This is a genomic window from Mycobacterium sp. NGS39 (assembly GCF_059812765.1).
Genome location: NZ_JCALDH010000003.1, coordinates 85,912 through 106,933, shown reverse-complemented (window position 1 = coordinate 106,933; position 21,022 = coordinate 85,912). Strand labels below are relative to the sequence as shown.

The window sequence follows — 21,022 nt, the reverse complement described above, 5'->3', positions numbered from 1 at the left end:
CATGGCCTCACCGACCGCCACTTCTCTGGAGCTCACCGAGGAAACCGACGGCGACATCACCTACATCCGCACCGATCCGCAGCTGCCGCCCGTCGCGGTCGTCGACCGCTCCCCGATCACCACCCGCCACAAGATCGTCTTCGGCGTCATCGCGCTGCTCGGCGCCGTGGCGTGGGCGATCATCGCGTTCGTCCGAGGTGAGGCGGTCAACGCCGTCTGGTTCGTCATCGCCGCCATCTGCACCTATGTCGTCGCATTCCGGTTCTACGCCCGGCTGGTCGAGATGCAGATCGTCCGGCCCCGCGACGAACAGGCCACCCCGGCCGAGGTGTTCGAAAACGCCACCGACTACATGCCGACCGACCGGCGGGTGCTGTTCGGCCACCACTTCGCGGCGATCGCAGGTGCGGGGCCGCTGGTCGGGCCCGTGCTGGCGATGCAGATGGGCTATCTGCCCGGCACGATCTGGATCATCGTGGGCGCGGTGTTCGCCGGCTGCGTCCAGGACTACCTGGTGCTGTGGGTGTCCACTCGGCGGCGCGGCCGGTCACTGGGCCAGATGATCCGCGACGAGGTCGGCGCCATCGGCGGGACGGCCGCGATCTTGGCGGTGATCGCGATCATGATCATCCTGCTGGCAGTGCTGGCGCTGGTGGTGGTCAACGCGCTCGCGCAGAGCCCGTGGGGCGTGTTCTCGATCGCGATGACGATCCCGATCGCGATCTTCATGGGCCTTTATCTGCGCTTCCTGCGTCCCGGCCGGGTCTCCGAGGTCACGTTGATCGGCGTGGTTCTGCTTTTGGTCGCGGTGATCGCCGGCAACTGGGTAGCCGAAACTTCTTGGGGCGCAGACTGGTTCGGCCTGTCGAAGGTCACCTTGAGCTGGTGCATCATCATCTACGGGTTTGCGGCGTCGGTGCTGCCGGTCTGGTTGCTGCTGGCTCCGCGCGACTACCTGTCGACATTCATGAAGGTGGGCACCATCGCGCTGCTGGCGGTGGGGATTCTGATCGCCCGGCCGGCGATCCAGGCGCCGGCGGTCTCCGAGTTCGCACACAGCGGCACCGGACCGGTCTTCGCCGGCTCGCTGTTTCCCTTCCTGTTCATCACCATCGCCTGCGGTGCGTTGTCGGGTTTTCACGCACTGATCTCCTCGGGCACCACACCGAAGATGCTCGAGAAGCAAGGCCAGATGCGGCTGATCGGCTACGGCGGCATGCTCACCGAATCGTTCGTCGGCGTCATGGCTTTGGTGACCGCCGCGATCTTGAATCAGCATCTGTACTTCGTGCTCAACGCCCCAGAAGGTAAGACCGGCGCGACGGCCGAGTCCGCGGCCGCGTACGTCAACATGCTGCCGCTGGGCGGCGAGCCGATCACTGCGGCACAGATCAAGCAGTCGGCCGCTGCGGTGGGCGAGGCGTCGATCGTCTCTCGCACCGGTGGCGCGCCGACACTGGCCATCGGCATGTCGGATGTGCTGCATCGGGCATTCGGCGGTCCTGCGCTGCAAGCGTTTTGGTACCACTTCGCGATCATGTTCGAGGCCCTGTTCATCCTCACCACGGTCGACGCCGGCACCCGGGTGGCGCGGTTCATGCTTTCCGACGCGCTCGGCAACCTCGGTGGCCCGCTGCGCAACTTCCGCAATCCGAGCTGGCGACCGGGGGCCTGGGCGTGCAGCGTGGTCGTGGTCGCGTTATGGGGCAGTGTGCTTTTGATGGGCGTCACTGATCCCCTGGGCGGTATCAACACCCTGTTTCCGCTGTTCGGCATCGCCAACCAGCTGCTGGCCGCGATCGCGCTGACGCTGGTGTCGGTGGTCGTGGTCAAGAAGGGCTATCTGAAATGGCTGTGGATACCGGCAATTCCGCTGCTGTGGGATTTGGCGGTGACGCTGACCGCATCGTGGCAGAAGATCTTCTCCGCTGCTCCCGCGGTCGGTTACTGGGAGCTGCATGCGCGCTGCCAGGATGCCTTGGACGCGGGAAAGTTGTGCTCGACGGCCAAGAACGCCCACCAGATGCACGCAATCATTCGCAACACGTACATCCAGGGCACGCTGTCGGTCGTGTTCGCGGCGCTGGTCGTCGTCGTCTTCGTCACCGGCGTGGTCATGATCGTGCGGGTGCTTCGCGGAGGCGGCACGCCGCTGACCGAGGATGCGCCGGTGGCGTCACGGCTATTCGCCCCGTCGGGCCTCATCCCGACCGCGGCAGAACGGGAGGTGCAACGACAATGGGACGAGTTGGCCGATTCGCCCGCCGAGTCCGTTGGTACGTCGGCACATTGATGGGCGATACCCACTACGCCCGCTACGTACAGCACCGTCGTCGCAGGCATCCCGGCGAGTTGGTGCTCACGGAACGCGAATATTGGAAGGCGCGGCATGCTGCGGCCGACGCTGATCCGGGCGCGCGCTGCTGCTGACTTACAGCGGATGGAATCGCTACGCGTGTAACTGTCGCGGACATGCGATCCGCGCGTTCGCCGTCCCCGACAAACGCTGAAATACCACTCCGACAAGGCATTACCTCCTCTATGGCGCCTACGTCGACTGTCGGGAACGCGCCGCGGCCGCTGTCGGCACTCCACCGGCGAATCCGATCGCCGTTACATTGACTTCGTGAGCGCTGCGGCATGGGGCAAACGTGCAGACACGATCGTGCACGGGGAGTCGCCCTTCAACGCCGAAGCCAGCCGCTCGGCGTTGGCGTCAGGCGACATCACGGCGATCGACACGTTCTACACCCGCAATCACGGCCCGGTGCCCCAGCTCAGCACTGCCGACTGGCGCCTGGCCGTCCACGGTCTGGTTGACAGGCCACTGACACTGAACTTCGACGACCTCACGAGTAGATTCGCGGCCCACACCGTAGTGGCGACGTTGCAGTGCGCCGGAAACCGCCGTGCCGGCTTCAACGAGATCCGGCCCATCGCAGGAGAAGACCCGTGGGGGCCGGGAGCAACGTCGACCGCCCAGTGGCGCGGCGCGCGGCTCGCCGACGTCCTCGATGCGGCGGGTGTCCATCGCGGCGAGAATCTGCACGTCGCCTTCACCGCGCCGGATGTGTCGGACCTTGCCACACCGCCGCAGCAGTACGGCAGTTCCATCCCGCTGGCCAAAGCGCTGTCGAGCGAGGTGCTGCTCAGCTGGAATATGAACGGCGAGCCGCTGCCGCCGCTGCACGGCGGCCCCGTGCGAATAGTGGTGCCGGGCTACATCGGAGCACGCAGCGTCAAGTGGGTTACGGACATCGCTGTCCGAAATGGGCCCTCGGACAACTACTTTCAGAGCACCGCATATCACCTCATGCCTGCCGACGTCGACCCCGACACCGCTGGACCGCACACCGGGTTCCCATTGTCGTCGGTGGCGTTGAATTGCGACATCCTGGTACCCGACGACGGCGCGACAGTGTCAGCCGGCCCGTTGACCATCAGAGGGTATGCATTCGCCGGCGATGACCGCCAGATCACCCGTGTGGACGTGTCGCTCAATGGTGGCCGCAGCTGGTGCCAAGCCGAGCTGGGTCGTGAGCTCAGCCCCTGGGCGTGGCGACGCTGGGAGCTGACGGTGGAGGTGCCGCAAGGACCGGTTACCGTCACCGCCCGCGCCTGGGACAGCACAGGCGCGACGCAGCCGGAATCCGCTGCGGCACTGTGGAATCCGAAAGGTTATGCGAACAATTCGTGGGCACGCGTGCGCATCGACGCACAGTGACAAGACTCGGGTCGTGACACATGTTTGACGTTCGAGTGATCGAAACCTCAGGACTGGGTGATCGCAGTTATCTGGTGACCGACGGTGCCGTCGCGGTCGCCATCGACCCGCAACGCGACATCGACCGGGTCCTGCAGCTCGCCGGCGATATCCCGATCACCCATGTCTTGGAGACCCACATCCACAACGACTACGTGACGGGCGGGCTGGCCCTGGCGAACGCTGTGGGCGCCGAATACGTCATTCCGAAAGGCGAAGACGTCGCGTTCGCACACCGCGCAGCTGGAGAAGGCGACGTCATCAGCACCGGGACGATCCGGCTGCAGGTGTTGCTCACTCCGGGGCACACCCACCACCACGTCAGCTATGTCCTGCGCCGCCCCGACGGTGAAGCGGTCGGCGTGTTCACCGGCGGGTCGATGTTGTTCGGCAGCACCGGGCGAACCGACCTGCTGGGCGACGAGCACACCGTCGATTTGGCGCGCCGGCAATACAATTCGGTCCGGCGGCTGGCGGAGGAACTTCCCCCGACTGCTCACGTCTATCCGACTCACGGGTTCGGCAGCTTCTGCTCGGCAACACCGGCCGACGCAGACGCGTCCACGATCGGCGAGCAGCGGCACACCAACCCCGCGCTCACGAAGGACGAGAAGACCTACGTCGACGAACTCGTCGCCGGCTTGTCGGCATATCCGGCCTACTACGCGCATATGAACGTGATCAACAAGGCCGGCCCCGCCGCAGCTGAGTTGTCGCCACCACGGCGCGTCGATCCAGACGAGCTTCGCAGCCGAATCGACGCGGGCGAATGGGTGGTGGACCTGAGGAACCGAACCGCATTCGCAGCGGGCCACCTCGCCGGCAGCTACGGTTTCGAACTTTCCGGCTCCTTCGTCAGCTACCTGGGCTGGCTGTACACCTGGGGAGCGCCGCTGACCTTGATCGGCGACAACTCCCAGCAGATCGCCGACGCCCAGCGGGAGTTGTCGCGCATCGGTGTCGATCAGCTCGTCGGCGGCGCCACTGGCGACATCCGTGCGCTGGCCGGCGGCGGCAGACTCCGAAGCTACCGGGTTGCAGACTTCGCAGAACTGGCCGACGAACTGGATGGTGTCGGTCTGGTGGTGCTCGACGTGCGTCAGGCCGGCGAATTCGACAAGGGCCACGTCCGCGGCGCGGTCAACATCGCCCTCCATGAACTACCTCACCGCCTTTCAGACATTTCACCTGACCACGAATGGTGGGTCCATTGCGCCAGCGGCTACCGCGCCTCGGTGGCTGCCGCGCTGCTCGACCGCCACGATCGCCGCGTCGTGCTGGTCGACGACACATACGCCAACGCCGAGAAGCTCGGCATCACAACGCAATTCGAGGGGACCACCTCGGCCTAACCGTTAAGGAGACCAACATGACCGCCCCGAGCATCACCTCCCCCGCGCTGCGCGAAGCGCTCGAATCCTCCGCACCATTACGCGTTCTGGACGTTCGCACCCCGAGCGAATTCGAAACCGCGCACATCCCAGGGTCGTACAACGTGCCACTCCATGTGCTGGACAAGCATCTGGATGAGATCGCGGCACAGCTGGCAGATGACGACGACGTTGTGCTGGTCTGCCGATCCGGTCAACGATCGACCAAAGCTCACCAGCTGCTGCGAAGTGCGGGGCTGACCGGCGCTCAGGTGCTGGAGAATGGTGTCCTCGATTGGGAAAATCGGGGGTTCGCAGTCGATCGCGGCGTCCAGCGGTGGGACTTGGAACGTCAGGTGCGTCTGGTCGCCGGCTCGGTGGTCCTGTCGGCAATCCTCGGGAGCATCGTTGTGCCACAGGTGAAGTGGGTGGCGGCTGCGATCGGGGGCGGCTTGACCTATGCCGCGCTCAGCAACACCTGCCCGATGGCGACGGCCCTGGCCAAGCTGCCCTACAACCGTGGCCCGCGGCCCGACATCAAGGCACTGCTGACCCAGCTGGCCGATACCCGGTCCGCGAAGGTCAGCTGATTTTTCGCCGCCCTTCGCCTCTACGACGGCGGATAGGCGGGCGGCGGATAGGCACCTCGCAAAACCCACGGCAGCCAGTTCATCCCGTACTCGATCTCGTCGCTGGCGTCGTAGTCGGGACTCGGGTCGAGCGGGACATTGCCGCTCCCAGCAACTGGTGAGCCGCCCGGGCCAGCTGGTGCGGGCTGCCCGTAGACCGCCACCACGACGGTGCGGTCCAGGCTGTTCTCCGACCAGACGCCGATCTGGGTGTTGGCGCAATTCGACATGATCGCGAAGGCGACCGGGTCGTGGTACCACTGGTTGAGGATCTCGACACCGTTGATGGCCAGTGCGGGATTGACAGCGACGGTTTCGGCAACTTGGCCCCGGAATCCTGCGGCATCAGCCCGGGATTGCGCCGTGGATCCGTCAGAACCCCTCTCGCCCTGCAGGTCTCGGTTGTTGAGCACGTCGACGGCATGCCACTGCGCGGCAAGCTGCAGCTGCGGGTTCACTCCCACGTCGTTGGTGCAGCCGGCCTGGTGCTGGATGGTGTAGACATTGGCGACCACGCCGTCGTTGAGCCGCTTGTTGTCGGCGTGCGCAAAGGGGGCCACGGCACTACCGCTGAACAGCACTGCGGCAACCGCGATCGGGATTGTTCGGCGGCTCATGACGGCTGCGGCCGGTAATCCGCGGCGGAGTTGCGTAGCTGCCAGATCATGGCAGGGCACAGCTCGTTGACCGCCTGGCCGATCAGGTAGGACGCCTGGAACTCGTCGGACGTGGCGAAGTCGCTCTTGACGTCGCCCACCATCTGCGCGTAGGCACGACCCGCGGCCACTTTGTCACATATGCCGTGCCCGTAGGCCAGTGCGGCGTCGGCATCGGGAAAGTTGTAGCCCGGACGCACCGTCACGTTGACCAGATATGCCACCGCATCCGCTTTTGCGGGTGGGGCGACCGCGATACCGAAGGCCAACAGGCCGGTCACGGCGGACGTCACACCGGTTCGAATTGCGAGATGAGCCATCGACCGTGGACCTTGTCGAGAGTGACGCGCACGCAGGAGGTGGTCTGCGTGGGCGAGTCGTGGCCGATGGTGGTGGTCTGGTTGACGAAGACCAGGACAACGGCATGGTCTTGGGTCGCAGAGACCGAGGCCGCGGCGGGCACGGTAGCGGCCGCAGAGATGTGCTGCTGCTTGGCGCCGGGAGCCACGACGGACGTGACCAGCTGTGTGTACTGGTCACGAAAGCCGCCGGTGAGTCGGTCAGCGGCGGCCGACAAAGCCGGCTCCACGTTCTCCGGCCGGTACGAAAGAAGGGCGACCGTGCTGTCTTTGGCGGTACGCACGGCCTCATCAGCAGCCGAATTCGCTTGTCTCGCTGACCCATCCAGCCACTTCAGGTAGCCGGCACCCACGGCCAGCAGCAACGCCGCCACAGGCAGCACACCGTAGCCGAAGATTCGCCGCCAGCGAACGTGTACGCGTCGCGCGGTCGGCTCCTCGGCCCCGTCGCCGACGTCCGGTTCGTCGACGGCGCCTGTCGATTCACCGCCACCGCCCCCCTCGCCGGTGCCCGCTTCGGCATCGCCCGGCGGCGGATGCTTGTCGTCCACGTCGGGCGGTGGAGTCTCGATGAACGCGTCGGTGTCAATGGACATGGTCCGGCTCTCTTTCTGTGCGGTAGCGGCTGCGGTGGTGGTCACGGCACGAACGCCACATTCGATACCTTGGCGCCGTCAGGCGTCTTCTCGACGCTGATCCGCAATCGCCACCGACGCGGGTCTTGTTCTGGCGCAGCCGCGATCGACGTCTTCACCGACACCGCGACCAGCACTTGAGCCTGGTCGCCGGTTTCGGATTCCACGGCGGCTTCGGCGACAGTGCCTTCTGACTTCGAGCGGACCTGTCTGACGACGTCGACGAACGGTTGCGATCGTTTTTGGAAGTCGTCTCGGAAGGTGCCGGTCGCCGAATCGAGGATCCGCTGCACGTCGGCGTCCACTTCGGTGTAGCTGATAGTGGTCAGGTTGACGGCTGCTTGACGAGCGGCTTGCACGAACAGGTTGCGCTGGGCCTGTGCCTGACGGTCCTGATAGTTGCGGTATGCCCACCAGCCGGTCACGCTGCCCAGCGCCGCCACCACGACCAGCAGCGCAGCGAAAGCTGCCTTGGTACCCGAAAGCCTCTTGGCCGCAACGGGTTCAGCACCACGAGACCTGTCATCGTCGGGGGCGTCATCGGGGGCGTCATCGGGGGCGTCGGGGTCGACTAGTTGCCGGGCGGTATCAACATGCTCTGCCATGTCTTGCCTTTCGCGCTGCCAGCCAGGTCGGACTGGGTGTAGGTGTGGCCGTCTGGGCCCACGTAGGTGCCGGTGGACGGGTCGTAGGGGACGAATGCGACGGGCGGAGTTGGCGCCGCCGCAGGCGCAGGTGTTGCGCTAGGCGGGTACTGCGGAATGCCTTGGCCCGACAGGGTTGCGTTGGGATCGCCCTTCCAGTTGTAGCCGTCGTTCAGTGGCACGTAGGGCTCGTCGCTTTCGCACAACTCGACGGTCGGCGCGCGTTTGGCCGGGTTGCTCTCACATGGGACGTTGCGCACCCCGCGCACATTCAGATCGGAGTCCTGCGGGATCCGGCAGTACAGTTCGCCGGCGGGCCGGTCCGGGTAGTCCTGATCCGACGGCGACCGCTGCTGCCGGACAGGAAGGAATCCGGTGTTGCAGGGCGGTGGCAGGTTCAGGTTCAGGTTGAAGTCCAGATAGACGCCGCGGTAGGGCTGCTTGGTGTTGGAGTTCGCCAGCGCGATCGCCGACATGACGGCGGTCCCCTGCGGGAAGAGCACTAGCAGCTGCTCGATGTCGTTGCGGTACGTCACCGCGATGTCCCCGAGGCTGACCAGGTTCGCCAACAGCACCGGCAACGAGGGCGCGATCCTATCGAGAAGCGCTTTGCCTTCCTGCAGCGCCGGGGCTCCGACATCGAGCAGATCCGCGAACGCGGCGTCGTGCGCGCTCAACTGCCCGGTGATGGATGCCATCCTCTGCGCCCAGGTCTGGATCGAATCAGCGGTCTGCACTTGGGAATTCAGCACCGGGGGCGACTGGTCGATCAGCTTGCCGAGTGGTTCGACGGTCTTGCCGCCGTCGGTGGCCAGCGCCGTCGACCCGTCGACGATGCGTGACAGTTCCGGTCCTAGCCCACCGACGGCTTTGGCCGCTTCGTCGACGACGGTGCGCAGGTTGTCCTGCGGAATCGCTTGCAGTGCTGTGTTGGTGGCGTCGAGCAGCCGTCCGATGTCGGGCGGAACCTGCACCTTGGCCACCGGGATGACGTCGCCGTCGCGCAATTTCGGACTCGCGTCGTGGGTCCCTGGTTGCGGCGTCAGTTCCAGGAACTGTTCACCGATGGCAGAACGGCTGTGCACTGCGGCCGACACATTCGACGGGATCGCGACGGCTGAGTCGAGCGTGAGCACCGCGCGAACCCCGTCGCGGGTGAGGTCGACGGATTCCACCCGGCCGACTTCGGTGCCGCGGTAGTTGACCACCGAGGTCGGGTACAGCCCTCCAGACGTGGGAAGTTCGGCCGTCACGGTGTACCGCCCGACTCCCAGCAGGGCGGGGACGTGGAGGAAGCCGAATGCCATGACGCCGACGGCGACGATGGTGATGGCGGCGAGTATCATCAGTTGGATCCACACCCCGCGTGACAAGCGCAGCATGCTAGTAGCCCCCGAAGTGCTGGTCCCGGTGAACAAGCTGCTGTCGAGCCGGCTCAAAGTCAGGTCGATGACCAGGGTGATGTTGGCGAAGTCGCCGCGAAACCAGTTCGCGAGAGTGCTTTTCACCCACGGGTACGTCGAGAGGAAGTCGAGCCCTTTGGTGAGAGCGGGGCCGGCGTTGGCCAGTTCGCGCAACACGGGTGCAATGTTGCGCAGGTTCGCCACCAGCGATTGCTTGGTTTGGTCCACGGTCGACGCGGCGATGGCGCTGAACTTTCCGACCGCGTCGATCGCCTCCACCAGTTTGGTGCGGGAGTCGGACAGCACGCCAAGCGCGCGAGGAATCGTGGTGAGTGCCTTGTCGACGGTTTGGTTCTTCGCGGCTACCTGGCCGGCGAGCGAGTTGAGGTTTTCGGTGGCGGTGATGATGTCGTCGGTCTGGGTGTTCAGCTGAGCGATGAACGTATCCAGTTGACTCAGAAGGCTTTTCATGTCATTTTCTCGGCCGGCCAGCGCAGTCGCGAACGTCCGGTTGATCTCCTGCAGCTGAGCCAGTCCGCCGCCGTTGAGCAGAACCGACACCGACGCCAGTGTCTGTTCGGTGGTCGGATAAGTGGCGGCCCGTGCCAGCGGGATCACCGAACCGTCCTTCAGGTCGCCGCGCGGCGGCTCGTCGGTGGGCGGCGCCAGTTCGATGTGCATGGAACCCAACAGGCTGGTCTGTCCCACCTTGGCGGTGCTGTTGGCCGGAAGGTGGACGTCGCGGTTGATGCGCATGGTGACCAGCGCATGCCAGTCCTGCACCTCGATTTTGGTGACGTTGCCGACGTTGACGTCGGCGACGCGCACCCGGGTGTTCTGCTGGATGGTCACGACGTCGGGCAGTTGCGCCTGGATGGTGTAGGAGCCGTCGCCGGTGCCCGTCGTTCCCGGCAGGCTCAATGAATTAAGGCCCCGCCATTGGCATCCAGGGATAGCGGCCAAGGACGCGACGAGTAAGGCCGCCGCTGCGCTGCGTCTCATGGCGATCCTCCCGGCACCATGAGGCCGCGCAGTCCTTGGCTGGGGTCGGTGGACTGGGCGGTTCCAGGTCCCGGCGAACCCGCGGGCAACGCCGCTTCGCCCGGCAACGGCGCGGCCGGCTGGGGCGGATAGGTCTCGTTGGCGGTCGCCGGTGGCAGATGGGGATTGAGCCAGTCTTCGCTGTAGGTGATCTCGTTGGGCCGCGCCGCCGCACCGACGAACGGGTTCACACCAAGAGGCGGGAAATTGTACTGGCGGTTCTTGATGATCGGCGCCAAGTACTGCACGCACAACTTGGCCGACTGCTGCCAGTTCTCTCGAGACGCGGCTTGGATTGCGCTGCAGATGAATTGGACCGTGTTGGCGAAGTTGACCGGGGCGAGGATTCCGGTGACCGCGCTCTGGGCGGGTTGGTAGATGTTCATGAAGTTCTGAAACACAGTCGGCGCGATGTGCAGGATCTGCTTGACATCACCGCGGCTGTCGTTGAGCGCGGTGGTGATCGCGTTGAGGTGATCGAACGTCTCACCGAGCGCCTCCCGGTTTTCGGCGACGAAGCCGCGCAGGTTGTTCACCGCGCTGTCCAGACTCTGTGTCGCCGCCGACCACTCGTCCGGCGTGTCCGAAAGCACGGTCGTGATGTCGGCCAGGTTTCTGTTGAATGACGCCAGTAGTTCGCTGCTCGAGGACAGCGCCGACACCAGCAGCTGCAAGTTGCGCACCGTGCTGAAGATGTCTGTGCTGTGGTCGCCCAACGCCGAAACCGCTTGCGACAGTTTGATGACGGTGTCCCGGGCGGTGTCACCCTGTCCACGCAAGTTGGCCGCGGCGCTGTTGACGAATTCGCCGACAGCGCTGGGCCCGCCGGGGGTGGTCGGCTGCAAGGAGTCGGTCAGTTTTTCCAGCTGCTGGCGCAGATCGTCCCACTCGACGGGGACAGCGGTGCGGTTCAACGGAATCGTCGCGCCGTCGGCGAGTTTCGCCCCGCCGGAGTAGGCCGGGACAAGCTGGATCGCTCGCGCCGTGACCAGTGACGGCGACAGAATCGCCGCCCGCGCGTCTGCCGGTACGGGGTAGCTCGAGTCCACTGACAATGTCACCTTCGCCGCGGCAGGCTGCGGTTCTATCTTCTCCACGGTTCCCACCGCTATCCCGAGGATGCGAACCTCGTCGCCGGTGTAGAGGCCGTTGGTGTTGGCGAAGTAGGCGACGAAGACATTCCGGCTCACCCGCTTCCACCATGGCGTGGTGACCATGCTGACCCCGATCGCGAGAACGGCGACCAGGGTGAGCGCGGTTGCGATCCGCAGGACCCGCAGGCGTCTGGTGCGTTGCAGATGAGTCGAGGACTCTGTGGGCACGGCTACTGCCCTCCGCTAGGGGGCACTTCGCCTGGCGCAGGGACGAATACCGGGGTCGGTGGCGGGGCAGGCGCCGGTGCCGCGGGCGGTCCCGGAGGCGGGCCGCCGGGCGCCGGCGCCGGCAGAGGCTCGCGGTACGGGTAGCGCGGATCACCAGGGTTACCCGTGATCGCTTCGGGCAGAGTGACATTCGGCTCCCCGCCTTGTCCGGTGCGGGGGTAGGGCACGGGCAGCGCGGGTGTGCCCGGTTGACCGGTCGGCGGGTCCACAAGTTGCGACGGCAGCAGCACATTGGGGTCCAGGCCCAGATCAGAGAACGCCGCGTCGATGAAGGGCTGCGCGAACTGGCCGGGTGCGAGGTTGACCAGCGACGCCTTGAAAAACGGCCCGGAACCGAGCACTTCGCCGAATGACATCGCATAGCGGCGCAGTAGATACAGTGTGCGCTGTAGTTCCTTCTTGCGGTTGTCGAGAATGCCCAGCACGCCGTTGAGTTTGTCGGCCGCAGGCTTGAGCTGTGTCCTGTTGTCGTTCACCAGTGCGGAAATCTGTTGCGATGCGGCCGCGACGTTCGTCATCAACGCGTCGACGGACTCTCGTTGCGAAAGCAGCTCGGCCAGTAGAGCGTTGGCATTGGCCACCAGGTCGGCGATCTGGTCGCTGCGCTTCGCCAGCACCGCGGTGACCTTGTTAGCATCGGCGAGCAGACCACGCAGCTTGGCGTCGCGGTTGTTGAGCGTGTCGGAGAACCGCGCTACCCCCTCGAGCGCGTTCTTCAATTCCGGCGGAGTGTTTCTGAAGGTGTCTGCCAATGTGGTGAGCGCCGAGGACAGTTGCGTGGTGTCCAAGCCGCTGATGACCGTGGTCAGGTCACCCAACGCGGTCGGCAAATCATAGGGCGAAGTGGTTCGTTGAAGCGGGATGGCACCGGCGAGCTTGCCGTCGCCGCGCGGAGTGAGTTCGAGCATCTTGGTGCCCAGCACCGTCTCGGTCTTGATTGCGGCTTCCGTCCGGTCGCCGAGTTCGACGTCGTCGTCGACGGTGAAGGTCACGAGGACCTTCGTGCCGTCCAGCACAACGTCGGAGACCTTGCCGACGGACAGCCCGGACACCCGCACATCGCTGCCGGACTTGATGCCTCCCGCTTCGGCGAAGTAGGCGGAGTAGTCTTTCGTGCCCTTGATGAACGGGATCTTGTCGTAGGAAAAGACCGCGACGATCAAGGCGGCCAGGATCGAGATGCCCACCACACCGACGGCGAGCCGGTTGCGCTCAGCCAGCGGTTTGATGGCCGGCAGGGTCAGCTTGCCGCCGAGTGGTTTTCGCAATGAGGTCATTTGGGCGTGCACCGTCCGCTCGGTTGCTCGGCGAGTTTGACGTAGACCGGCTGGCCGCCTTTTCCGTTCACTTTCAGGATCGCGTCGCAGAGATAGAAGCCGAAGTAGTCGCCATAAAGGCCGTTGCGGGCCAGCACCTGATACCCGTCAGGCAGTGTCTTGACCAGATCGTCGACGTAGTCCCGGTCGGCCATGACCTGTCCGGCGAATCGGTCGGTCTGCGCGACGGTGTCTTTGATCGGTTCGCGCGCCGCCGCCAGCAAGTCGGCGACCGAGGCCGTCGCAGCGTTGATGTACGCCACGCCGTTGGTGATGTCTGTCTTGCGGTCGGCCAGGGCTTTCACGAGTTGGCTCAGCTTGTCCAGGCCCTGCGAGAACTGATCATCGCGGGTGGCGAAAGTGTGCAGCACCGTGTTTAGATTCGTGATCACCTGGCCGATCAACTCGTCGCGGCCGGCCAGGGTGGTGGTCAGCGCCGAGGTCTGCGCCAGCACGGACGCGATGGTGCCGCCTTGGCCCTGGAAGACCTTCAGCAATTCGCCGGACAGCGCGTTGACCTGTTGGGGGTCCAGCGCACGGAACAGTGGCCGGAACCCGCCGATGAGAGCGTCGACGTCAAGTGCAGGCGACGTGTGCGATAGCGGAATTGCTTGTCCCGGTTGCAGTTTGCGCGTCGAGCCGGGTCCGTCGTCGAGGGACAGATAGCGGTCGCCGACCAGATTCTCGTAGCGCACCGCCGCCCTTGTCCCCTCGGTGAGCGTCAAGCCGGTGTCGATCGCGAAGTCGACGGTCACGGTGCCGTCTTTGTGCAGCGCGAGGCCCTTGACTTTGCCGACTTCCACCCCCGCGATCCGAACGAAGTTGCCGCCCTTGAGACCAGACACATTCGTGAACACCGCACGGTAGGAGGCGCGGTGGCCGAACCGGAATTGCCCGAACACTGTGACGAGGATGAACATGAAGATCAGGCACAACACGGTGAACAGCGCCACGCGCGTGACAGCGCGAATGGTTGTGCCTCTCATGGCTTTCCTTGCTTTCTCGGTGACGGGCTGGTCGAGTGAACCGTCAGGGCGATGGCGGTGGGGGCGTTTCGGGCGGCGGCGGATAGAGCGGCGCTCCGTCCGGCGCTAACTCCGGCGCGCCGTACGGAGGTGCACCCGGATACGGCGGCGGCGGTCCTGGCGCCGGGCCGCTGGGATAGCGGATGCTCGGCGGTTCCGGCACCGCTCGGGTGACCGGGAAGTAGTTGGCCCAGCCGGGAAATCCGATGCCGGGATTGGGCCTCACGTCCAACCCGGTGCCGAATCCTGTGTCGGTGACCAGATACTTCACCGGGAAGTTCTTGCTGACATCGGGCAGCGAACCGCAACCGGGCTTGCCCCCGGGGCCTCCTTTGGCGTTGACCCTGGGCAGATTGTCGGGATAGCGGTACGGGTCATCGCCGAACAGCAACGCGGCATCCATGATCACAGATTTGCCATTGCCGCCCAGCGCGTCTCTGCCGCCATGGTCGAGGAACCACTGCGCGCCCTGGAACAGGCAGGCGTAGGTGGGCGAGTATTTGAACAACAGGTCGGTGGTGGGCACCATGATGTTGACGGCATCGACCAGATTCGGCTGGTTGGCCCCGATTGTGTCGATGCCCGACCGGGAGAAGCCGATTGCCGCCAGCAGCAACTCGTCGAGTTGCTTGTCGTGCGTGCTGATCGTCGTGCTCGTCGTCGTGAACGAGTCGAGAATCGACAGAATGTCCTGCGCTGCAATCGAATACGCCTGCGCAGTCTGACCGAACAATCGCCAGTCTTGCTGCACCGTGGGCATGCGCGGGTTCACCGCCTGCAGTACGGCGTTCGCATCGGTGATCGCCTCGCCGATGCGATCACCTTTGCCTCGCACCGATTGCGCGACGGCCGACAGCACCGCGTTGAGTTTCGCCGGGTCGACCGAATGGACCACCGACTGCAGGTTCTCGAACACCGTGTTGACTTCGACGGTCACGTTGCGCGAGTGCAGCACGGCTCCCGGCTCGAGGCGCTGGGCACTGGCGCCGGTCGCCGGCACTACCAGGTCCACGTACTTGGCGCCGAACGCCGTGCTCGCCTTGATCTCCGCCTCGAGGTTGCCCGGTAGGTACCGAAAGTTTCTTCGGTCGATCTTGAGGTTCAGCTTGGAGACGTTGGTCCCGGCTGAATTCGGCTGCGCACCAACAGAAACCACCTCGCCGACCTGGACACCGCGCAACTTGACCTTCGCGCCGTCTTCCATCACCAGTCCGGCCCTGTCGGACACCACTGTGAGCGGGACGGTTTGGCGTAGCGTTCCGGAGAACTGAAAAGCGGTGAGCGTCGACAGCGCTGTGATCACCAAGAGCAGCACAGGCGCCCACCAAATCGGATCGATACGTTCCCGCCGGGGCGAGTTCGTCTTCTGCTCGCTCATCCCGTCACCCCGACAGATGAAAGTTTCCGGACTGCCCGTACACGGACAGCGTGATGGTCAGCAGGATGAAAACGCCCGCGGTGATCGACGTGCGCACCGCACGGCCGACGGCTTCGCCGACCCCGGCAGGACCTCCGGTCGCGGTGTACCCGTAGTAGGTGTGCACCGCCATCACGGCGGCAGCCATGGCCAGCGCCTCCGCGAACGACCAGAAGAGGTCTATCGGGTGCAAAAACGTCGAGAAGTAGTGGTCGTAGACACCACGGGACTGGCCGTAGACGATCGTCGTTCCGAATCGTGTCGCCAGAAACGACATCAGCACCGAAATCGTGTAGATCGGGATGACCGCGATCACCCCCGCCACGATTCGGGTTGAGGCGAGGTAGGTGATCGGCCGGATGCCCATGACCTCGAGGGCGTCGATTTCTTCGTTGATGCGCATTGCGCCGATCTGGGCGGTCGCGCCGGCACCGATCGTGGCGGCCAGAGCGACCCCGGCGGTGGCCGGCGCGATGAATCGCACGTTGAGGAAAGCGCCCAGGAAACCGGTGAGGGCTTCGATGCCGACATTGGACAGCGTGTTGTAGCCCTGTGCGGCGATCAACGCGCCCGTGCACAGCGTGAGGAAACCGATGATCGCGACGGTGCCGCCGATGACGGCCAGGGCTCCGCTGCCCATACCCATGACCGCGACCAGCCTCAGCACCTCGGTCGGGTAGCGCCGGACCGCGTCGGCGACGGCGCCAAGCGCCTGGCCGTAGAACGCCGTCTGCTCGCCCAGCCTGCGGGTGCCGGCGACGAGGCCGTTCAGGAACTCGGCGCCCGGTGCGGACTCCTCGACCGCCGTCATGCGCGGCCCCGGACCGTCCTCGGCCAACGCAACGTGGTCACGGCGCGACCTTCACGCCGAACGCGGTGGCCAGAATGTTGATGAAGAACAGCGCCATGAACGCGAACACCACGGTCTCGTTGACGGCGTTGCCGACCGCCGTCGGGCCGCCGCCGACGTGCAGGCCCTTGTAGCACGCGATCAGACCGGCCGACAGTCCGAACAGCAGCGCCTTGACCAAAGACACGATCACCTGGGGCAACCCGGTGAGCAGGGTCATGCCCGCGACGAACGCACCCGGCGTCACATGCTGGACGAAGACTACGAAGAAGTAGCTGCCGAACAGCCCGACCACGGCGACCACCGAGTAGAGCATCATCGCGACGAACGTCGCGGCGATGACCCTCGGCAACACAAGTGCTTGGACAGGGTCGACGCCGATGACCTTCATCGCGTCGATCTCCTCCCGAATCGTCCGGGCGCCCAGATCAGCGCACATCGCGGTGGCTGCGGCGCCGGACACCACGATCGCGGTCACCACCGGGCCGACCTGCGTCACCGACGCCAGCGCCGCGCCGGCACCGGACAGATCGCCGGCGCCGACCTCCAGCAGCACGATGTTGAGCGTGAAGACGATGAGCACCGTGTACGGGATCGACAGCACGAGCGTGGGAACGATCGAGACCCTGGCCACGAACCAGATCTGATCCAGCAGCTCGCGCCATGCAAAGGGTCGACGGAACGTCGCGGCCAGAGTCTCGCCCGCGAGCACTACGAAGTCGCCGATCGCAACGGCCGGCTTCGACCACACCACCGTCGTCATGGTCGCTGCGCGACAATTCTCGGCGCCGGCTTACTTTCTCGCCGATATGCGCCCACAAAAGGCGACCGCCGCGGCATCATCGCCGCGGCGCGCGGAACTTCATATACGGGTTCCAATTGCATTCCTATCATCGCCAGCGTGCGCAGGACGTTAGGAGTGCCGCGGTTCACTGTCAACGCCGCTAGCTGCGCAATCGTCCGCGTCAATTACTTGAATTGCTGGTCGCAGCAACACTTTTGGGTTCGGCTCATTTCGATTTAATCGTGCCGACCTGAAATGTTGCTGAAAACACCAATTTCATACCCTCGACTGCAGTCGAATTGGGTCGACTTTCTGAACTCGCGCCGGTGGCCAGAACCGACTCCGGCGCCCACCTGGCGTGGCCCACGGCAGCTCCCCGGTTACCAAGTCGTGTTCAGGCGGCGACGTGGGTGTCTCTCGCGAGTATCTAGACTTCGGAAACGCGCGGCCGAAACGCCTGGTCGGCTGCACCTGGTATCCGGCTGGCTGAAAGGCTCATGTCTTGAGCGTGGACGTGGAGACAGCATCCGCACGGTTTTCGCGGCTGCCCGACGTCCTCCGTCGACGCAGGGAACTCGAATCGTCGCTGGACGACGACGCCGCGGCCCGGCAGCGGCGCCTCACGCTGATACGGCGCGCGGCGGTCACCACATGGGCCGTCGTCGTGGTCTACCGCACCTTGACCGCGGGCTTGGCCTTCAACCGCGAACTGATCCTGCTCTACATCGCGACCGGTCTCATCGCGGCCAGCATCGGTCGCCGCAAGATGCTGATGGTGATCCGCGACTGGCTGCCGTTTGCGGTGGTGCTGCTGGTCTACGACGTGAGCCGCGGCGCGGCGAAACTCGTGGGCACACCCACCCTCTGGCAATGGCAGGTGGACGCGGACAAGTGGCTGTTCTTCGGCAAAGTGCCCACGGTCTGGTTGCAGGAGCACATCAAGTTGGCGGCGCCGCCGTGGTGGGAGGTCGCCGTCAGCACCGTGTACATGTCGTTTTTCATCCTTCCCTACGTGGTGGCCGGGGCGCTGTGGCTGCGTTCACGGGAGGACTGGAAGGCGTTCGTGCGCCGTTTCGTCGCGTTGTCGTTCACCGCGCTGGCGATCTACATCGTGTTGCCCGCCGCGCCGCCGTGGGCGGCCGCCCGGTGCACGGCTGCCGACGTGGCGGGCGGCCCGTCGTATCCGGCGTGCATGTTCGGCTCCCCCGCGGGCGTGCCCGACGGCGGGCTGCTGGGACCGATGCAGATGACTCAGCCGGGCGCGAATCAGTTCGTCGAGCGGATCTCCACCCGGGGATGGGAGACGCTGCACCTCCACGTCGCCCGCGACCTGGTGAACAGCGGCCAGGTCAGCGTCAACATGGTCGCTGCCATTCCGTCGTTGCACGCCGCGCTTTCGGCGATGATCGCGGCGTTCTTGTGGACTCGGGTGCAACGCCGGTGGCGTCCGATTCTGGCGGCATATGTGTTGATGATGGCCTTCACACTGGTGTACTCGGCCGAGCACTACGTCATCGACATCCTGCTCGGCTGGGGGCTGGCCGCCGTGGTGGCGTTGGGGATCGGCCGCTTCGAGTCGCGCCGGTCCGTGGCCGCGGAGATCACCACACTGCCCCACTACGATCAGCGCCATGACGAAGCCGCTGACTGTGAAGCAGTCTCGTGACATTCCCGTCGACGCCCAGCGGGCCTTCGCCGGCACCCTGCCGTTGCCACTGCCGACATTGTTTCAGCGCTGGTACGGGCCGATCCCGCCGATCAGCAAGGTGACCGAGCAAACCGGCGGCTGGGACGGCGCCGGTCAGACGCGCACGGTGTGGCTGACCGGTGGTGGCAGCATGCGCGAGGAGCTCACCCACGTGGAACCGCCGCACGCCTTTCGCTACGTGCTGCGCGACATCAAAGGTCCGCTGTCCCCGTTGGTCAGCAAGGTGGACGGCGAGTGGCTGTTCAACCCGACTGGCGACGGCACCACTGTGACCTGGCGGTGGACGATCCATCCGCGCTCACGGCTCGGTGCGCCGGCGCTGCCGGTGTTCGGCTGGTTGTGGCGCGGCTACGCCCGGCAGTCGCTGGCAGAGCTCGAGCGTCAGCTGACCCGCACCGATCACCACTGAGCCGTCTGTCGGGTCGCGATCAGGACTGCCACGAAGACCAGCGGCTCACCGCGATGCTGATCACCGGACCGGTCAGCGAAATGCGTTGGTACTGGGGGTACTTGCGGCGCAGCAGGTCATATCCGGTGGCCATCTCCTCACCCCGGTCATGAATTTGCGCGAGCCCGTCGACGCGCACCCACCACAGCTGGTTCCAGTCGTCGTCGTAGTGGTCGACGAGCAGGCTGACGCGCGGGTTCTGCTCGATATTGCGCAGCCGGCGCAGGCGGTGGGTGGTCTTCCGCTTGGTGTCCACCGCGGTGTACACGACGTCGTGGGCGACCGCGAACACGACAGGCACGACATGAGGCACACCGTCGGACGAGGCGGTGGCGAGGCAGGCCACCTGCGCGTCGGTGAATCGTTGGCGGGCATCGAATTCGTCGGTCATCGAGGAACAGTATCTGTATCCCAAAGCGCGGTGACCAGCGCTGAACATCGGCCTACGCTGTCCGTATGGCCGAGGTCGCGACGCGGTCGCGCATCAGTTCATGGCTGTACGCCTTGCGCACTACGAACCCGCCCCCAGACGGCCGTGTCGACGCGGTGACCCGATGGATCGTCGTCACCCGCGCCGCGGTGCTGCCGATGACGCTGTTCGCCGGTCTGGTGGCGGCGCTGCTGGCGGTCGGCGAGCCGGGGCTTGATTGGCGCTGGCTGGTGCTCGCGGTGGTGGGCATCCTGTTGGCGCACACCGCCAACAACTTGATGAACGATCTGTTCGACACGAAAGCGGGCACCGACAGCGAGAACTATCCCCGCGCGCTGTATGCACCGCATCCCGTGCTGTCCGGTCTGGTGAGCCGGCGCACCCTGGTATCGGCGATCCTGGCGGTCAATCTCGCGGACCTGGCAATTTTAGTGGTGCTGACACTGGTGCGCGGCTGGCCCGTCCTCGCGTTCGCGCTCGCCGGGTTCGTGCTGAGCGTCGCATACACCGCGCCTCCGCTTCGGTTGAAGAAGCGCGGACTCGGCGAGCCCGACGTCTTGGTCGTGTGGGGCCCGTTGATGGTCTGCGGCACTTACTATTCGGCGGTCGGTCACGTCGGGTGGGACGTGCTGCTGGCGTCGCTGCCGTACGGGCTGCTGTGCACAACGGTGTTGATGGGCAAGCACATTGACAAGATCCCCTACGACGCGCCGCTGGGCATTCGCACGGTGCCGGTTCTTCTCGGCGAGTCGCGCGCCCGGGTCACGACGCTGGCGATGATGGTCGGCTTCTACGTGTTGGTCGGCGTGTGTGTGGCGGTAGGTGCGATGCCGTGGCCGGCGCTGGTGGTGGTGCTGGCGCTGCCCCGGCTGGTGAAGGTCTGGCCGTACTTCCGCAAGCCCCCGCCGGCGGAGCCGCCGCCGAAGTTTCCGGTGTGGCCGTTGTGGTACGCCGCGCTGGCGTGGCTGCACGTGCGGCTGGCGGGCGCACTGCTTGTCGCCGGCTTAGCGATCGGCGCGGTGCTGCGGGTGATCTGACTCGCGTTCGGGGTTGTCGACCGCCTCGTCGATTCTCTTCTGCGACTTCTTGGCGTCTGCTGCGAGTTCTTCGATCGATTCGTCGCCTTCTTCGGCGCGCATGAGCGCTTCTCCCCTCGTTGGCT

21 protein-coding genes and 1 pseudogene are annotated in these 21,022 nt (G+C 65.4%); 8 read left to right on the top strand and 14 right to left on the bottom strand.

The window, feature by feature from the left end; translation table 11 throughout:
- The first annotated feature begins 1 nt into the window (after nt 1).
- From AC5Y39_RS05155 to AC5Y39_RS05135, 5 genes are all read left to right on the top strand, one after another.
- The gene (locus tag AC5Y39_RS05155) at nt 2-2,293 is read left to right on the top strand and encodes a carbon starvation CstA family protein (protein ID WP_500016194.1); all 2,292 of its coding nucleotides are present in this window, start codon (nt 2-4) and stop codon (nt 2,291-2,293) included.
- Complete coding sequence (locus AC5Y39_RS05150; protein ID WP_500016193.1) at nt 2,239-2,430, top strand: YbdD/YjiX family protein; 192 nt, start codon at nt 2,239-2,241, stop codon at nt 2,428-2,430. The genes AC5Y39_RS05155 and AC5Y39_RS05150 overlap by 55 nt, the downstream gene beginning before the upstream one ends.
- A gap of 196 nt (nt 2,431-2,626) precedes the next feature.
- Entirely contained in the window at nt 2,627-3,724 is a 1,098-nt protein-coding gene (locus AC5Y39_RS05145; protein WP_500016192.1) for a sulfite oxidase, read from the top strand.
- A 20-nt stretch (nt 3,725-3,744) separates the two neighbouring features.
- Nucleotides 3,745-5,115 carry a rhodanese-like domain-containing protein gene (locus AC5Y39_RS05140; protein WP_500016191.1) on the top strand — a complete coding sequence of 457 codons (1,371 nt, stop codon included), beginning with the start codon at nt 3,745-3,747 and terminating at the stop codon, nt 5,113-5,115.
- Between the two features lie 17 nt (nt 5,116-5,132).
- Nucleotides 5,133-5,723, top strand: coding sequence for a rhodanese-like domain-containing protein (locus AC5Y39_RS05135; RefSeq protein ID WP_500016190.1), 591 nt, complete (start codon nt 5,133-5,135; stop codon nt 5,721-5,723).
- Between the two features lie 20 nt (nt 5,724-5,743).
- On the opposite strand, the gene AC5Y39_RS05130 is transcribed toward AC5Y39_RS05135, so the two are convergent.
- From AC5Y39_RS05130 to AC5Y39_RS05075, 12 genes and pseudogenes are all read right to left on the bottom strand, one after another.
- A complete protein-coding gene (locus AC5Y39_RS05130) occupies nt 5,744-6,379 on the bottom strand; it encodes a CAP domain-containing protein (protein WP_500016189.1) in 636 nt (211 codons plus the stop codon).
- Nucleotides 6,376-6,738 carry a DUF732 domain-containing protein gene (locus AC5Y39_RS05125; RefSeq protein ID WP_500016188.1) on the bottom strand — a complete coding sequence of 121 codons (363 nt, stop codon included), beginning with the start codon at nt 6,736-6,738 and terminating at the stop codon, nt 6,376-6,378. The genes AC5Y39_RS05130 and AC5Y39_RS05125 overlap by 4 nt, the downstream gene beginning before the upstream one ends.
- Entirely contained in the window at nt 6,708-7,373 is a 666-nt protein-coding gene (locus tag AC5Y39_RS05120) for an Rv1363c family protein (RefSeq protein ID WP_500016187.1), read from the bottom strand. The genes AC5Y39_RS05125 and AC5Y39_RS05120 overlap by 31 nt, the downstream gene beginning before the upstream one ends.
- 41 nt (nt 7,374-7,414) lie before the next feature.
- Entirely contained in the window at nt 7,415-8,017 is a 603-nt protein-coding gene (locus AC5Y39_RS05115) for an Rv1363c family protein (protein ID WP_500016186.1), read from the bottom strand.
- Nucleotides 7,984-9,438, bottom strand: a complete 1,455-nt coding sequence (locus AC5Y39_RS05110) for an MCE family protein (RefSeq protein WP_500016473.1) — start codon at nt 9,436-9,438, stop codon at nt 7,984-7,986. The genes AC5Y39_RS05115 and AC5Y39_RS05110 overlap by 34 nt, the downstream gene beginning before the upstream one ends.
- 141 nt (nt 9,439-9,579) lie before the next feature.
- A pseudogene (locus AC5Y39_RS05105) lies at nt 9,580-10,461 on the bottom strand (MCE family protein); the annotation flags it as partial.
- Nucleotides 10,458-11,822 (bottom strand): MCE family protein, encoded by a 1,365-nt coding sequence (locus AC5Y39_RS05100; protein ID WP_500016185.1) that lies wholly within the window; start codon nt 11,820-11,822, stop codon nt 10,458-10,460. The gene AC5Y39_RS05100 and the pseudogene AC5Y39_RS05105, both read right to left, overlap by 4 nt.
- A 2-nt stretch (nt 11,823-11,824) precedes the next feature.
- Nucleotides 11,825-13,111: an MCE family protein gene (locus AC5Y39_RS05095; protein WP_500016472.1), complete on the bottom strand. Its 1,287-nt coding sequence runs from the start codon at nt 13,109-13,111 to the stop codon at nt 11,825-11,827.
- Nucleotides 13,112-13,155: 44 nt separating this feature from the next.
- Complete coding sequence (locus AC5Y39_RS05090) at nt 13,156-14,184, bottom strand: MCE family protein (RefSeq protein ID WP_500016184.1); 1,029 nt, start codon at nt 14,182-14,184, stop codon at nt 13,156-13,158.
- 43 nt (nt 14,185-14,227) lie between these two features.
- The gene (locus tag AC5Y39_RS05085; RefSeq protein ID WP_500016183.1) at nt 14,228-15,601 is read right to left on the bottom strand and encodes an MCE family protein; all 1,374 of its coding nucleotides are present in this window, start codon (nt 15,599-15,601) and stop codon (nt 14,228-14,230) included.
- A gap of 4 nt (nt 15,602-15,605) precedes the next feature.
- The gene (locus tag AC5Y39_RS05080; RefSeq protein ID WP_500016182.1) at nt 15,606-16,451 is read right to left on the bottom strand and encodes an ABC transporter permease; all 846 of its coding nucleotides are present in this window, start codon (nt 16,449-16,451) and stop codon (nt 15,606-15,608) included.
- Nucleotides 16,452-16,488: 37 nt separating this feature from the next.
- Nucleotides 16,489-17,253 (bottom strand): MlaE family ABC transporter permease, encoded by a 765-nt coding sequence (locus AC5Y39_RS05075; RefSeq protein WP_500016181.1) that lies wholly within the window; start codon nt 17,251-17,253, stop codon nt 16,489-16,491.
- A 607-nt stretch (nt 17,254-17,860) separates the two neighbouring features.
- Here AC5Y39_RS05075 and AC5Y39_RS05070 point away from each other — a divergent pair.
- The gene (locus tag AC5Y39_RS05070; RefSeq protein WP_500016471.1) at nt 17,861-18,940 is read left to right on the top strand and encodes a phosphatase PAP2 family protein; all 1,080 of its coding nucleotides are present in this window, start codon (nt 17,861-17,863) and stop codon (nt 18,938-18,940) included.
- Nucleotides 18,906-19,391, top strand: a complete 486-nt coding sequence (locus tag AC5Y39_RS05065) for an SRPBCC family protein (protein ID WP_500016180.1) — start codon at nt 18,906-18,908, stop codon at nt 19,389-19,391. The genes AC5Y39_RS05070 and AC5Y39_RS05065 overlap by 35 nt, the downstream gene beginning before the upstream one ends.
- A gap of 19 nt (nt 19,392-19,410) precedes the next feature.
- On the opposite strand, the gene AC5Y39_RS05060 is transcribed toward AC5Y39_RS05065, so the two are convergent.
- Nucleotides 19,411-19,821: a TIGR03668 family PPOX class F420-dependent oxidoreductase gene (locus tag AC5Y39_RS05060; protein ID WP_500016179.1), complete on the bottom strand. Its 411-nt coding sequence runs from the start codon at nt 19,819-19,821 to the stop codon at nt 19,411-19,413.
- 65 nt (nt 19,822-19,886) lie between these two features.
- On the opposite strand from AC5Y39_RS05060, the gene AC5Y39_RS05055 reads away from it, so the two are divergent.
- Nucleotides 19,887-20,897 (top strand): prenyltransferase, encoded by a 1,011-nt coding sequence (locus tag AC5Y39_RS05055; RefSeq protein WP_500016178.1) that lies wholly within the window; start codon nt 19,887-19,889, stop codon nt 20,895-20,897.
- Here the strand turns inward: AC5Y39_RS05055 and AC5Y39_RS05050 are convergent.
- Nucleotides 20,865-20,999: a hypothetical protein gene (locus AC5Y39_RS05050; RefSeq protein WP_500016177.1), complete on the bottom strand. Its 135-nt coding sequence runs from the start codon at nt 20,997-20,999 to the stop codon at nt 20,865-20,867. The two genes, AC5Y39_RS05055 and AC5Y39_RS05050, sit on opposite strands and share 33 nt — an antisense overlap.
- Nucleotides 21,000-21,022: the final 23 nt, after the last annotated feature.